This is a genomic window from Microbacterium sp. bgisy203 (assembly GCF_057706945.1).
In genome coordinates this window covers 117,680-131,665 of sequence record NZ_JBYIPF010000007.1, presented here as the reverse complement: position 1 = coordinate 131,665, position 13,986 = coordinate 117,680, and the positions used below count along the sequence as shown (strand labels likewise).

The following is a 13,986-nucleotide window of genomic DNA, read 5'->3' as shown; positions in this document are numbered from 1 at the left end:
CAGCGGGCGCGGTCAGGGTCTTCTCGCGACCGCCCACCAGGGCGTGGTGGGTCGCCGGTCAGGAGCGGTGCGCCTCGGCACCACGGCTGAAGCCCGCCTGGAAGCCGCGCTCGAACGCGCGCTCCGCGGTGTGATGGTCGTGGCTGTGGCCGCCGCGGCCGTGAGCGTGGCGGTCGGCCGCGCGGCCGTAGCACTCGTCCGCGTGGACGCGGGGGCCGAAGCCCTCGCGGTGACGGGGCCCGCAGTCGTGCCGGGGGCTGAAGTCATGCCGCGGGCCGAAGCCGTGCCGGTGGGCGGCGCCGTGACGGTGGCCGAGGCCGCGGGGGCCGCGACGGCCGGAGCGGGGCAGGCGTTCCGCCGGGTCCCAGCCGAGCTCGCGGGCGATCGCCTCGAGGCTCGCGACGGTGATCGCGAAGTCCTCGGGCGACACGGCGGCGGCGACCTTCGCGCGGACGCCGCCGGCGGCCTCGCTCAGCCGAGCGTGCGCGGCGCGTCCCTCGTCGGTCAGCGTCCAGGCGCCGTCGACCTCGGTGACCCAGCCGCGCTCGATGAGCGCGCGGATCTTGCCGCCGCCGCGGCGCTGCAGTCGGGCGGCGACCTCGGGCGCGATCGTGTCGTCGGCGAGGAGGTTCAGCATCCGCCAGTCGCGGCGCGTCGCCCCCTCGCTCTCGAAGGCGCGCTCGAACTCGCGGGCGATCAGCCGATCGGTCGCGCGCAGCCAGAAGCCGAACGGACGCGGGGTGGTGGGGGGAGTAGCTGTGATGTTCTCCATGAGAAGTCCTTTCATCGGGGGCGCCCTTCAGATCGGACGCGGTGCATGTCGTATGACATGTACATGCAGTATGACATGAAAAGCAAAAGCATGTCAACTCGCATGTAAATTTGAAGGATGCCTTCCCCCACCGATGCTCCGGACGCCGACGCCCCGGACCCCGCCGACCTGGCTTCCGCCTCCGCCGACGCTCTCAGCGCCAGCGACCTCGACGCGATCGCCGCGGCGCTCGCACGGCTCCGCGGCCGCCGCCCCGGCGGTTTCGGCGGCCCCGGCGGGTTCGGCGGTCCCGGCGGCCACGGTGGCCACGGCGGCCACGGCGGATTCGGACCGCGCGGCCGGGGCGGCCCCCACCGGCATCCCGGTCATGCGTGGCTCGACGGCGACGGAGGCGACCCGCGCGCCGCGCGCTCCGGTGCGGGCGGCGACGGCGAACCTCGCACCGCGGGCGCGGGCGCAGGCACGCGCGTCGGCGGACCCGCGCGCATGCGGCTGCTCGAAGCGCTGGCCGCGGCATCCCACCCCCTCTCCGTCAGCGAGCTGGGACAGGCCATCGGCGTCGATCAGCCCCGCGCGTCGCGCCTCGTCCAGCAGGCGGTCGACCTCGGGCTCGTGCGCCGCGAGGCCGACCCCGACGACGCCCGGCGCACCCGGATCGCCCTGACCGACGACGGCGCGAAGGTCGCCCGGGGCTTCCGCGGGCAGCGCCGCGAGCACCTCGCCCAGGCGCTTTCGGGCTTCACTCCCGCCGAGCGCGCCGAGCTCGTCCGGCTTCTCGCCAAGCTCGCCGATGCCTGGCCGGGCCACGATTGACGCGGTCGCCGAGCCGGAACCTCCCGATCAGCCCGCCTATCCTGGGACGATGACCGAGAGCACTCCGACCCCGGCCGCAGACCCTCGCGCCCCCCGCCCCCTCGCCCGTTGGGTGTTCTGGCCGGCCGCCGTCATCATCGTCGCCGTCGCGTCGTTCGCGATCTTCTTCCCCACGGTCGCCGAGGAGACGTTCACCGCGGTGCAGACGACGATCATCCGCACCTTCAGCTGGTACTACGTGCTGATCGCGGCGTTCTTCGTGGCGTTCGCGCTCGTGCTCGGCTTCGGGCGTTGGGGGACATCACGCTCGGCAAGGACGACGACGAGCCCGAGTTCTCGCTCGGCGCATGGTTCTCGCTGCTGTTCGCCGCGGGCATGGGCTTCGGCCTCGTGTTCTACGGCGTCAGCGAGCCGCTGTCGCACTTCGTCACGCCGCGCCCGGGTGTGACGGGCACCGAAGCGCAGCTCGCGCAGAGCGCGCTCGTGCAGACCTACCTGCACTGGGGCATCCACGCGTGGGCCATCTATGTCGTCATCGGGGTCGCCCTCGCGTACGCGATCCACCGGCGGCGTCGTCCGGTCTCGATCCGCTGGGCGCTCGAGCCCCTCCTCGGCAAGCGCGTGCGCGGCACGTGGGGCAACGTCATCGACACGCTCGCCCTCGTCGGCACCGTCTTCGGCGTCGCGACCTCGCTCGGCCTCGGCGTCCTGCAGATCAGCTCCGGGCTTTCCAGCGCGGGCTGGGGCCGGCCCGACACCGTCATGCAGATCGCCATCATCGCGGTCATCACCGCGTTCGTGCTGGCATCGGTGCTCTCCGGCGTCGGACGGGGATGAAGTGGCTGTCGAGCTTCAACCTGCTGCTCGCCGCCGCGCTGCTCGTGTTCGTCCTGTTCGCCGCCGACACGACCTATATCCTCCGCGAATGGGTGCAGTCGATCGGCGCCTATCTGCAGAACTTCGTCGGGCTGAGCTTCACCGTCAGCGCCTTCCAGGGCGAGGCGGGCGAGGTGTGGCAGGGCGCCTGGACGTCGTTCTACTGGGGCTGGTGGATCTCGTGGGCGCCCTTCGTCGGCGTCTTCATCGCGCGTGTCAGCAAGGGCCGCACGGTCCGCCAGTTCGTCATGGGCGTTCTCATCGTGCCGACCCTCATCGGGCATCCTGTGGTTCGCCGTGCTCGGCGGCACCTCCCTCCAGCAGGAGGTGCGCGAGCCGGGGTCGATGCTCGCCGCCGACGGATCGGTCGACCTGCAGGGCGCCCTCTTCCAGCTGCTCGCGCAGCTGCCCGCCTCGCAGGTGCTGATCATCGGTGCGATCCTCCTCATCGGCATCTTCTTCATCACCTCCGCCGACTCGGGAGCCCTCGTGATGGGCATGATCGCGACCGGCGGCGACGTCGAGCCGCGCCGCTGGATCCGCGTGTTCTTCACGCTCGTGACCGCTGTGCTCGCCGTGGCGCTGCTGCTCGCCGGAGGCCTGACGGCCCTGCAGACCGCGGCGATCACGATCGCGCTGCCGTTCAGCGTCGTGATGCTCCTGATGTGCTGGTCGACGGTCATCGCGTTCCAGCGCGAGCGGCGCGTGTACGACAAGGCCGAGCGCGCGCAGCTGGTCGACTACGTGGGTGAGCACTACGGCCTCGACGTCGAGAGCGGCAACGAACGCGGTGTGCGGTTGCCGACGCTGTGGCGGACGCCGCGCAAACGCGACTGAGCCGGGCGCCGGGCGCCGGGTGGCGGGTGGCCGGGTGGCGGGTGTCGCGTGTCAGCGCACCCGCTCGTGCTTCGGCAGCCGCACGAACAGGAGCAGGACGAGCCCCAGCACGAGGATCAGCGCGATTCCGAGGATGCCGTAGTGCGTCGCGCCGAACCAGCCGATGAACAGCGACCACAGCAGCGGCGAGAGGAAGCTCATCACGCGCCCGGTCGTGGCGTAGAGGCCGAACACCTCGCCCTGCATGTCGTTCGGCGCGACGCGGGCGAGGAGTGACCGGCTGGATGCCTGGGCGGGCCCGACCGCGGCCGAGAGCACGATGCCGCCGATCCAGAAGACGAGTTTGCCGTCCTCGCGCAGGAAGAAGACGAACAGCGCGCTCGCGACGAGGATGACGAGCGCCGAGACGATCACGGCGCGCGCGCCGAAGCGGTCGTCCAGACGCCCCGCGATGATCGTCGAGACGCCGGCGACGAGGTTCAGCGCGATGCCGAAGATCATGACCTCGGTCGGCGTGAAGCCGAACGACACCGCCGCGAGCACGCCGCCGAACGCGAAGACGCCCGCGAGGCCGTCGCGGTAGACGGCGCTGGAGATGAGGAACCAGAAAGTCGGGCGGTGGTCGCGATACAGCGCCGCGATGTCGTGGACGAGCACGCGGTAGCTCGCGAAGAATCCGACGCGCGGGCGCCCGGGCCGGGCGGGCGACTCCGGCACGTTGAAGACGAACGGCAGCGCGAACACGATCGTCCAGACGGCCGCGCCCACCGCGATCAGCCGGTAGGCGAGGCCGCCCGAGACGTCGAGGCCGAACCAATCCGCGGCCGTGAGTGCGACGACGATGACGAGGGCGAGGATGCCGCCGATGTACCCGAGCCCCCATCCCAGGCCGCTCACGCGGCCGATGGTCTTCGGCGTCGAGACGTCCAGCAGCATCGCGTTGTAGCTGACGCCCGCGATCTCGCTCGCGACCGATCCGAGGGCGGTGAGCGCCGCGCCGAACCAGAAGTACTGCGGCTCGGCGTAGACGAAGAAGAGCGCGAACTGCACGAGGGCGAGAACCGCCGTGCCGCCCAGCACCCAGCGCTTCTTCGAGCCCTGCGCGTCGGCGCGCTGCCCGAGGACGGGCGCGAGGAGCAGCACGAGGATGCCGGCGGCGAACGTCACCCACCCGTACCACTCCGAGAGGTCGGACAGCCCCCGGCAGTACTCCGTCGCGGCATCCGCCGCCCGGGAGCAGACGAGGTCGCCGTCGGCGTTCTGTGCGGCGACGTCGGCGGGAAGGAACGAGTCGGAGACGAGGTAGAGCGACACCCAGACGAAGGTCAGGATGACCGAGTTGTACGGCTGGGTCGCCCAGTCCCAGAACGCCCAGGAGACGACACGTCTGCGGGGAACGGGCTCCGTGTTCACGGCTCCTGTGGCTGTCCCGGCGGCGACGGCGTCGGGCGCGGGCTGGTCGGGGAGGGACATGTTCGTCACGCTAGGGCCCTTTGGTGAACAGCTGGGGTCTCCCAGCGTGTGGTGCACAGTCGGTGCCGCGTCGGCGCGGACCTCGGGTCAGAGTACCCCGGCATCGGGGTTTTCTCCGGTCGGGCGCCGCCGCGGCGGCAAGGCCGGTGCCATCATGGGGGCATGCCCGTCCATGTCGAACGCGCCGAACTTCCCGGCATCGGAGTGCGCCACGATGTCCTCACCTCGGAGGGCCGGCGCGTGTCGGTCGTCAACTTCCGCGACGGCGGGCGCGAGCTTGCGCTCTCCGACCCCGACGACCCCGACCGCACCGACGAGACCGTCGAGCTGACCGACGACGAGGCGGCCGCGATCGCCGAGGTGCTCGGCGGGTCGCTCATCCTCACGCAGCTCGCCGGGCTGCAGGAGAAGGTGGCGGGGCTCGCGATGGAACTGATCCCCGTGCGCGCCGATTCGCCCTACGTCGGCAAGACCCTCGGCGACACCCGCGCGCGCACCCTGACCCGGTGCTCCGTCGTCGCGATCGTGAGCGAGTCGGCGGTGACCCCCGCGCCCTCTCCGTCCGACCGGCTGGACGTCGGCGACGCGCTCGTCGCGGTCGGCACGCGCGAGGGCCTCGATCGCCTCGTGCGCATCATCTCGGGCGACTGAGGGCCGGGCTCCCGATGGACCACGGCGCACTCGACCTCATCGAGATCGGTGCGCTCCTGCTCGGCATCGCCCTGTGTGCGCGGCTCGCGCACCGCCTCGGGGTGTCGTCGATCCCGTTCATCCTCGTCGGCGGGCTCGCCCTGGGCGAGGGCGGCCTCATCCCGGTGGATCACGCGGAGGGCTTCATCGCCGTCGGCGCCGAGATCGGGGTCATCCTCCTCCTTCTCATGCTGGGCCTCGAGTACAGCCCGCGCGAGCTCGTCGGAAACCTCCGCACCTCCGCCGGCGCCGGCGCCCTCGACATGGCGCTGAACGCGGTGCCCGGGGCCGTGCTCGCGCTCCTGCTCGGGTGGGGACCGGTCGGGGCCATGGTCCTCGCGGGCATCACGTGGGTCTCGTCGTCGGGGGTCGTCGCGAAGCTCCTGCACGAACTCGGCCGCCTCGCCAACCGCGAGACGCCGACCGTCCTGTCGATTCTCGTCATCGAAGACCTCGCGATGGCGTTCTACCTGCCGATCCTCACGGCGCTGCTCGTCGGCATGGATCTCGGCCCCGCGGCGATCACCGTCGTGGTGGCCCTGGCATCCGTCGTCGTCATCCTCTATCTCGCGCTCCGGCACGGCAAACGCTTCTCTCGGCTGCTCTGGACGAAGGATGCCGAGGCGCTGCTCCTCGCCGTCCTCGGGGTCACCGTGCTCGTGGCCGGCCTCGCGTCGGAGGTGAAGGTGTCGGCGGCGGTCGGCGCGTTCCTCGTCGGCATCGCCATCCAGGGCCGCACGGCGGTCGAGGCGGAGCGGCTGCTGACGCCGCTGAGGGACCTGTTCGCCGCCATCTTCTTCCTCTACTTCGGGCTCTCGACCGATCCCGCCGACCTCGTGCCGATGCTCCTTCCGGCGGCGGTGCTCGCCGCCATCACGATCGCGACGAAGATCCTCACGGGGTATCTGGCGGCGCGCGGCGCGGGCATCGCCGAGGCGGGGCGCTGGCGCGCGGGCTTCGCGCTGACACCGCGCGGGGAGTTCTCGATCGTGATCGCCGGGCTCGCGGTCGGGGCGGGGATCGACCGGTCGCTCGCCGCCCTCGCCGCCGCATACGTGCTGATCACGATGATCGCCGGGCCGATTCTCGCCCGTATCCCCGACGGGAAGGGGTTCACGCGGTGGACGTCGGCGCGTCAGCGTCGGCGCCGTGAGCGTGCGGCGGCCAGGGTGTGAGGGTGCGGGGAGCGATGCCGGCGACCGCTGTTCTCCCAGCGGCCGACCGGTACCGTTGAGAGATGACCGCAGACACCGCGCCCGAGGACACCGCCACCCGGGATGACGCCCCTGACGTCCCGGGCCGTCACGCGGATGCCGCGGCATCCTCCCCCGCCGAGCCCGCCGCCGAGCCCCCCACCGCCCCCGGCTTCGCCGACCTCGGCCTCGCCCCGGCGGTACTGAAGGCGCTGAAGGACGTCGGGTACGAGACACCCTCCGCGATCCAGGCCGCGACGATCCCGCCGCTCCTCGACGGGCGCGACGTGCTCGGCACGGCGCAGACCGGCACCGGGAAGACCGCCGCGTTCGCGCTGCCGATCCTCTCCCGCCTCGACCTGTCGCAGAAGACGCCGCAGGCGCTCGTCCTCGCCCCCACGCGCGAGCTCGCCCTGCAGGTCTGCGAGGCGTTCGAGTCGTACGCCGGGCACCTGCGCGGCGTGCACGTGCTGCCCGTCTACGGCGGCCAGGGGTACGGCCAGCAGCTCTCGGCCCTCCGCCGCGGCGTGCACATCATCGTGGGCACGCCCGGGCGCATCATGGATCACCTCGACAAGGGAACACTCGACCTCTCCGAACTCCAGTACCTGGTCCTCGACGAAGCCGACGAGATGCTCAAGATGGGCTTCGCCGAAGACGTCGAGACGATCCTCGCGGATACCCCCGACACGAAGCAGGTCGCGCTCTTCTCGGCGACGATGCCGGCGCAGATCCGCCGCCTCGCGGGCACCTACCTGAAGGACCCCGAGGAGATCAACGTCAAGGCGAAGACGACGACCTCCGCGAACATCACGCAGCGCTACCTCGTCGTCTCATACCCCCAGAAGGTCGACGCCCTCACCCGCATCCTCGAGGTGGAGCCCTTTGAGGGGATGATCGTCTTCACCCGCACGAAGAACGAGACCGAGACCCTCGCCGAGAAGCTCCGCGCCCGCGGCTACACCGCCGCCGCGATCAACGGCGACATCGCCCAGGCGCAGCGCGAGCGCACCGTGAACCAGCTCAAGGACGGCAAGCTCGACATCCTCGTCGCGACCGACGTCGCCGCACGCGGACTCGATGTGGAGCGCATCAGCCACGTCGTGAACTTCGACCTGCCGATCGACACCGAGTCGTACGTGCACCGTATCGGCCGCACGGGCCGCGCCGGCCGCACCGGCGACGCGATCAGCTTCGTCACGCCGCGCGAGCGCCGCATGCTCGCCTCGATCGAGAAGGCGACCCGCCAGCCGCTCACCGAGATGTCGCTCCCGAGCGTGGATGCCGTCAACGCCACGCGCCTCACCCGCTTCGACGACGCGATCACCGCCGCACTCGCCGAGACCGAGCGCATCGACCGCTTCCGCGACATCATCAACCACTACGTCACGCATCACGACGTGCCCGAGGCCGACGTGGCCGCCGCGCTCGCCGTCGTCGCACAGGGCGAGACGCCGCTGCTGCTGGATGCCGAGGCCGACGTGCCGCCGCGCCGCGAGCGCTTCGACCGCGACGACCGGAGCCGCGGGGATCGCGACGACCGCAGCCGCGGGGATCGCGACGACCGCAGCCGCGGGGACCGTGACGGCGACCGTCCGCGCCGCGAACGCCGGGGCGGCCCCACGGCGACCTACCGCATCGAGGTGGGACGCCGGCACAAGGTCGAGCCGCGCCAGATCGTCGGCGCCCTCGCGAACGAGGGGGGCCTGCGGCGCGAGGACTTCGGCGCGATCCAGATCCGCCCCGATTTCTCGCTCGTCGAGCTGCCCGCCGACCTGCCCCGCGACACCCTCGCGCGCCTGGAGAACACCCGCATCTCGGGCCGGCTCATCGAGATCAAGCCCGACCGGTTCCAGCGCTCCGCGAAGCGCCCCGAGAAGCGCTTCGACAAGAGCTCCGACCGTCGCGACCGCGACGACCGCCCGCGCCGCCGCTACGACGACTGACGCGCGGCGCCGGCCACGCTCGCCGCGTCACCGAGACAGGAATTATCACCGAGACAGGACCGTATGCGGTGTTTCGGTCCTGTCTCGGTGATATCTCCTGGCTCCGTGACCTCAGCGACCCCCGTGACCTCCGCGACCCCGTGACCTCCGCGACCCCGTGACCTCAGCGACCCCCGTGACCGCGCGCGAGCGCGCTACGCCCGGTCGGCGTTCTTCTGCGCGCGGCGATAGCGGTGCAGGATGAACTCCGTGTAGCCGTTCGGCTGGTCGGCGCCGTCGACGATCAGATCGCGCGCGGCCTGGAACGACAGCGACTCGGTGCCGTCGTCCGCCACGAGCGGGCGGTAGGAGGCATCCCCCGCGTTCTGCCGGTCGACGATCGGAGAGATGCGCGCGAGCGCCTCGTCGACCTGCGCACGCGTGATGACGTCGTGGCGCAGCCAGTTCGCGAGCAGCTGGCTCGAGATGCGCAGGGTCGCGCGGTCCTCCATGAGGCCGACGTCTTCGAGGTCGGGGACCTTCGAGCAGCCGACGCCCTGGTCGACCCACCGCACGACGTAGCCGAGGATCGACTGGACGTTGTTGTCGAGCTCCGTCGCGATCTCCTCGGCACTCCACGATGCGGTGGGGTCGAGGGGTACGCGCAGGATCTCGTCGATGTCGGCGCGCGGGCGCGAGCGCAGCTCCGCCTGCACGGCTGCGACGTCGACCTGGTGGTAGTGCACCGCGTGGATCGTCGCGGCGGTCGGCGACGGCACCCACGCGGTCGTCGCGCCGGCGCGCAGCTGCGCGGACTTCGTCTCGTACATGTCCTTCATGAGGTCGGGCATCGCCCACATGCCCTTGCCGATCTGCGCGCGCCCGGGCAGGCCGTGCGCGAGCCCCGCGTCGACGTTCGCGTTCTCGTACGCCACCATGTTCGGCTGGCCCTTGAGCTCGCCCTTGCGGCGGAACGCGCCGGCTTCCATCGAGGTGTGGATCTCGTCGCCGGTGCGATCGAGGAACCCCGTGTTGATGAACACGACCCGATCGGATGCCGCGGCGATCGCGGCGTCGAGGTTCAGCGAGGTGCGCCGCTCCTCGTCCATGATGCCGATCTTGAGGGTGCGGGGCGCGAGGCCGAGCGCGTTCTCGACGCGGCCGAACAGCTCGACGGTGAACGCGACCTCGGCAGGCCCGTGCTGCTTGGGCTTGACGATGTACAGCGACCCCGTGCGCGTGTTGGCGAGCGTCGTCTCCTGACGGAGGTTCGGGATCGCGGCGGCGGCCGTGACGAACGCGTCGAGGAAGCCCTCGGGGATCTCGTCGCCGGCGGCATCCCGCACCGCGTCGGTGTACATGTGGATGCCGACGTTCCGCACGAGCATCAACGAACGGCCGTGCAACGTGAGCGTGGAGCCGTCCGGCGCCGTGTAGGTGCGGTCGGCGTTCATCGAGCGGGTGAAGGGGCGGCCGCCCTTCTGGAACGTGACGGTGAGCTCGCCCGAGAGAAGCCCCTGCCAGACCGAGTAGCCCTGGACCTTGTCTTCGGCGTCGACCGCCGACACGGAGTCCTCGAGGTCCATGATCGTCGTCACGGCCGCTTCGAGAACGATGTCCGCAACGCCCGCCGCGTCGAGCGCGCCGACGGGGCTCGACGGGTCGATCAGCACGTCGAGGTGCAGCCCGTGATGGACGAAGAGCACGGATGCCGGGGATGCCGCATCTCCCGTGTATCCGGCGAACGCGGCCGCGTCGACGAGGCCCGCGGTCGTGCCGTCCTCGAGCGACACCACGAGCGCGCCCTCGGGCGAGACGGCGTAGGAGGTCGCCTGGGCGTGGGAGCCGGCGGTGAGCGGCGCCGCCATGTCGAGGAGCTCGCGGCCCATCGCGACGACGACCGCGCCGCGGGCGGGGTTGTAGCCGGCACCCTTCGCGGTCTCGCCCCCGTCGGCGATGAGGTCGGAGCCGTAGACGGCGTCGTAGAGCGAGCCCCAGCGCGCGTTGGCGGCGTTGAGGGCAAAGCGGGCGTTCGTCACCGGGACGACCAGCTGCGGGCCGGCGAGGTGGGCGATCTCGACATCGACGTCCTCCGTCGAGATCTGGAACGGCTCCGGCTCCGGCTGCAGGTAGCCGATCTCGCCCAGGAACGCCTTGTGGGTTTCGAGGTGGGTTTCGAGATCGGTCGGCACGCCGGGGTTCGCGCGGTACCACTGGTCGAGCTGCGCCTGCAGACGGTCGCGCTCGGCGAGGAGGGCCGCGCCGCGCGGGCCGAGTTCGGCGACGGTCGCGGCCAGCGACCGCCAGAAGGCGTCGGCGGAGAGGCCCGCCGCGGGGAGCACGTCGTTCTCGATGTAGTCGAGAAGCCGGTCGTCGACGGAGAGGCCCGCCCGCTCGGTGCGCGTGGTGCTGTCGGTCATGGTCACGAGGTGCTCCTCTTCGCTCGTCAGAATTCCGCATTGCGGAAGACAAGTCCTATATAATGGAAGTGCTATGAGCATACCGGTATCCTCCGCACCTTCCGAACCCGAACCCGAACGCAACCCCGACGCGGCCTCCGCTCGCTCCGGCTCCGTCCAGTCGGTCGCGCGCACCTTCGCGGTGCTCGACGCGATCGCGGATGCCGGAGGGTCCGCCGGACTCGCCACGATCGCCGCCGCCGCCGGGCTCGCCGAGTCGACGACGCATCGCCTCCTCGCCACGCTCGTCGAGCTCGGTGTCGTGCGGCGCCTCCCCGACCGCGCCGGCTACGCCCTCGGCGTGCGGCTCGTGCGGCTGGGTGGGGCAGCGACCCCGGCCCTCGGGGCCGCCGTCCGGCCCGTTCTCGAAGGCCTCGTCGACGACCTCGGCGAGAGTGCGAACCTCGCGATGCTCGTCGGCGCGCAGGCCGAGTACGTCGCTCAGGTGCCGTCTCGGCACTCGATGCGCATGTTCACCGAGGTGGGCCGGCGCGTCGACCTGCACTGCACCGGCGTCGGCAAGGCGATGCTCTCGACCCTCGACCCGGAACGCGCGGCGCGGCTGATCGCCCAGGCATCCCTCCCCGCACGCACGACCCACACGATCACGGACCGCACGGCGCTCACGGATGCCGTCGCACAGACGCGCGAGCGCGGCTACTGCCTCGACGAGCAGGAGCAGGAGATCGGCGTGCGCTGCGTGGCGGTGCCGATTCCGGGGTCGAGCGCGCCGTCGTACGCGGTCTCGGTGTCGGGGCCGCTGCCGCGGATGACCGACGACCTCATCGCGCGCGCCGTCCCCGCGCTGCACGCGGCGGCGCGGCGGATCGCGGTCGCCCTCGAGAGCTGAACGGCACTCAGCGACAGCTGAACGACACTCTGCGACGTCACCATAAGACTTGATACTTGTCATATCAAGTTCACTTGACAGGGCTGCGGCGGCCCCGGTAATGTGGAGACATCGCGAAGTTGAGCTTTAGTGACTCAACTTTGCGAGAAGGCTTCAGAAGGACCGGCGCCCGGGGAGGGGCGCCGATCGCACAACCCAGAGCGACACGCTCAGAGCAAGGAGAAACACATGGCACGTGCAGTGGGCATCGACCTCGGAACGACGAACTCGGTCGTCTCCGTCCTCGAAGGCGGCGAGCCGAACGTCATCGCCAACGCCGAAGGATTCCGCACGACCCCCTCGGTCGTCGCATTCACCAAGGACGGCGAGGTGCTGGTCGGAGAGCCCGCCAAGCGCCAGGCCGTCACCAACGTCGACCGGACGATCACGTCGGTCAAGCGCCACATGGGCACCGACTGGAAGACGCAGCCGATCGACGGCAAGCAGTACACGCCGCAGGAGATCTCGGCGCGCATCCTGCAGAAGCTCAAGCGCGACGCGGAGCAGTATCTCGGCGACTCCGTGACGGATGCCGTCATCACGGTCCCCGCGTACTTCAACGACGCCGAGCGTCAGGCCACGAAGGAGGCCGGCGAGATCGCGGGCCTCAACGTCCTCCGCATCATCAACGAGCCCACCGCTGCCGCGCTCGCGTACGGCCTCGACAAGGGCAAGGAGGACGAGCTCATCCTCGTCTTCGACCTCGGTGGTGGAACGTTCGACGTGTCCCTGCTCGAAGTGGGCAAGGACGACGACTTCTCGACCATCCAGGTGCGCGCCACCGCCGGCGACAACCGCCTCGGCGGCGATGACTGGGACCAGCGCGTCGTCGAGTACCTGATCAAGCAGTTCAAGGACACGACGGGCGTCGACGTCTCGGGCGACAAGATCGCCCTCCAGCGCCTCAAGGAGGCCGCGGAGCAGGCGAAGAAGGAGCTGTCGTCTTCGACGAGCACCTCGATCAACCTGCCCTACCTCTCGCTCACCGAGAACGGACCCGTGTCGCTGTCGGAGACGCTCACGCGCGCCAAGTTCGAGGACCTCACCAAGGACCTCCTCGACCGCACGCGCAAGCCCTTCGCCGATGTCATCCGCGAGGCCGGCATCAAGGTCGACGACATCGACCACGTCGTCCTCGTCGGCGGCTCGACCCGCATGCCCGCGGTCTCCGAGCTCGTCAAGAGCGAGACCGGCAAGGAGCCCAACAAGGGCGTGAACCCGGACGAGGTCGTCGCCGTCGGCGCGGCCCTGCAGGCCGGTGTCCTCAAGGGCGAGCGCAAGGACGTGCTCCTGATCGACGTCACCCCGCTCTCCCTCGGCATCGAGACCAAGGGCGGCATCATGACGAAGCTCATCGAGCGCAACACGGCCATCCCGACCAAGCGCAGCGAGACCTTCACGACCGCCGACGACAACCAGCCGTCGGTCGCCATCCAGGTCTTCCAGGGCGAGCGCGAGTTCACCCGCGACAACAAGCCGCTCGGAACGTTCGAGCTCACCGGCATCGCGCCGGCGCCCCGGGGCATCCCGCAGGTCGAGGTCACCTTCGACATCGACGCCAACGGCATCGTGCACGTGTCCGCGAAGGACAAGGGCACGGGCAAGGAGCAGTCGATGACGATCACCGGCGGCTCGAGCCTCCCCAAGGAGGACATCGACCGCATGGTGCGCGAGGCCGAGGAGCACGCCGCCGAGGACAAGCAGCGCCGCGAGTCGGCCGAGGTCCGCAACCAGGCCGAGACCCTCTCGTACTCGATCGAGAAGCTCATCAAGGACAACGAGGACAAGCTCCCCACCGAGGTCAAGGACTCCGTCCAGGCCGACGTCGACGCGCTGAAGACCGCGCTCGCCGGGGATGACGAGGCTGCCGTGAAGACGGCCTTCGACAAGCTGAACGCCTCGCAGTCGCAGCTGGGCGAGGCGATCTACGCCGCGTCGCAGGCGGCCGGTGAGCCGGCCGACCCGAACGTCGGTCAGCCCGGCGACGGCGAGACGCCCAACCCCGAAGAGGACGTCATCGACGCCGAGGTCGTCGACGACGAGGACGAGAAGAAGTAAG

9 protein-coding genes and 1 pseudogene are annotated in these 13,986 nt (G+C 70.8%); 7 read left to right on the top strand and 3 right to left on the bottom strand.

The window, feature by feature from the left end; all coding sequences use genetic code 11:
• Positions 1-58: 58 nt before the first annotated feature.
• Complete coding sequence (locus AC3ENQ_RS11545; RefSeq protein WP_488185857.1) at positions 59-772, bottom strand: MarR family winged helix-turn-helix transcriptional regulator; 714 nt, start codon at positions 770-772, stop codon at positions 59-61.
• A 117-nt stretch (positions 773-889) separates the two neighbouring features.
• Here AC3ENQ_RS11545 and AC3ENQ_RS11540 point away from each other — a divergent pair, with 117 nt between their 5' ends.
• Positions 890-1,585 (top strand): MarR family winged helix-turn-helix transcriptional regulator, encoded by a 696-nt coding sequence (locus AC3ENQ_RS11540; RefSeq protein ID WP_431804728.1) that lies wholly within the window; start codon positions 890-892, stop codon positions 1,583-1,585.
• 49 nt (positions 1,586-1,634) lie between these two features.
• Positions 1,635-3,298 (top strand): annotated as a pseudogene (locus AC3ENQ_RS11535) (BCCT family transporter).
• A 51-nt stretch (positions 3,299-3,349) separates the two neighbouring features.
• Here the strand turns inward: AC3ENQ_RS11535 and AC3ENQ_RS11530 are convergent.
• A complete protein-coding gene (locus AC3ENQ_RS11530; protein ID WP_431804726.1) occupies positions 3,350-4,771 on the bottom strand; it encodes an MFS transporter in 1,422 nt (473 codons plus the stop codon).
• A gap of 162 nt (positions 4,772-4,933) precedes the next feature.
• Here AC3ENQ_RS11530 and AC3ENQ_RS11525 point away from each other — a divergent pair, with 162 nt between their 5' ends.
• The 3 genes from AC3ENQ_RS11525 to AC3ENQ_RS11515 all read left to right on the top strand — a co-directional run bounded on the left by AC3ENQ_RS11525 (position 4,934) and on the right by AC3ENQ_RS11515 (position 8,600).
• A complete protein-coding gene (locus tag AC3ENQ_RS11525) occupies positions 4,934-5,422 on the top strand; it encodes a cation:proton antiporter regulatory subunit (protein ID WP_431804724.1) in 489 nt (162 codons plus the stop codon).
• A gap of 14 nt (positions 5,423-5,436) precedes the next feature.
• Positions 5,437-6,636, top strand: a complete 1,200-nt coding sequence (locus tag AC3ENQ_RS11520; RefSeq protein ID WP_431804723.1) for a cation:proton antiporter — start codon at positions 5,437-5,439, stop codon at positions 6,634-6,636.
• 62 nt (positions 6,637-6,698) lie between these two features.
• On the top strand, positions 6,699-8,600 hold the full coding sequence (locus tag AC3ENQ_RS11515) for a DEAD/DEAH box helicase (RefSeq protein WP_431804721.1): 1,902 nt from the start codon (positions 6,699-6,701) through the stop codon (positions 8,598-8,600).
• 194 nt (positions 8,601-8,794) lie between these two features.
• Here the strand turns inward: AC3ENQ_RS11515 and AC3ENQ_RS11510 are convergent, their stop codons facing one another.
• Positions 8,795-10,999: a malate synthase G gene (locus tag AC3ENQ_RS11510; RefSeq protein ID WP_431804741.1), complete on the bottom strand. Its 2,205-nt coding sequence runs from the start codon at positions 10,997-10,999 to the stop codon at positions 8,795-8,797.
• A 73-nt stretch (positions 11,000-11,072) separates the two neighbouring features.
• Between AC3ENQ_RS11510 and AC3ENQ_RS11505 the strand changes: the two genes are divergently transcribed.
• Both AC3ENQ_RS11505 and dnaK read left to right on the top strand, forming a co-directional pair.
• Entirely contained in the window at positions 11,073-11,888 is an 816-nt protein-coding gene (locus tag AC3ENQ_RS11505) for an IclR family transcriptional regulator (RefSeq protein ID WP_431804719.1), read from the top strand.
• Between the two features lie 228 nt (positions 11,889-12,116).
• Positions 12,117-13,985 carry a molecular chaperone DnaK gene (gene dnaK / locus AC3ENQ_RS11500; protein WP_431804717.1) on the top strand — a complete coding sequence of 623 codons (1,869 nt, stop codon included), beginning with the start codon at positions 12,117-12,119 and terminating at the stop codon, positions 13,983-13,985.
• Position 13,986: the final 1 nt, after the last annotated feature.

Coding starts and splice junctions, on each gene's coding strand:
- dnaK (WP_431804717.1), top strand. CDS start 12,117: ATGGCACGTGCAGTGGGCATCGACCTCGGAACGACGAACTCGGTCGTC.
- AC3ENQ_RS11545 (WP_488185857.1), bottom strand. CDS start 772: ATGGAGAACATCACAGCTACTCCCCCCACCACCCCGCGTCCGTTCGGC.
- AC3ENQ_RS11510 (WP_431804741.1), bottom strand. CDS start 10,999: ATGACCGACAGCACCACGCGCACCGAGCGGGCGGGCCTCTCCGTCGAC.
- AC3ENQ_RS11530 (WP_431804726.1), bottom strand. CDS start 4,771: ATGTCCCTCCCCGACCAGCCCGCGCCCGACGCCGTCGCCGCCGGGACA.
- AC3ENQ_RS11520 (WP_431804723.1), top strand. CDS start 5,437: ATGGACCACGGCGCACTCGACCTCATCGAGATCGGTGCGCTCCTGCTC.
- AC3ENQ_RS11505 (WP_431804719.1), top strand. CDS start 11,073: ATGAGCATACCGGTATCCTCCGCACCTTCCGAACCCGAACCCGAACGC.
- AC3ENQ_RS11540 (WP_431804728.1), top strand. CDS start 890: ATGCCTTCCCCCACCGATGCTCCGGACGCCGACGCCCCGGACCCCGCC.
- AC3ENQ_RS11515 (WP_431804721.1), top strand. CDS start 6,699: ATGACCGCAGACACCGCGCCCGAGGACACCGCCACCCGGGATGACGCC.
- AC3ENQ_RS11525 (WP_431804724.1), top strand. CDS start 4,934: ATGCCCGTCCATGTCGAACGCGCCGAACTTCCCGGCATCGGAGTGCGC.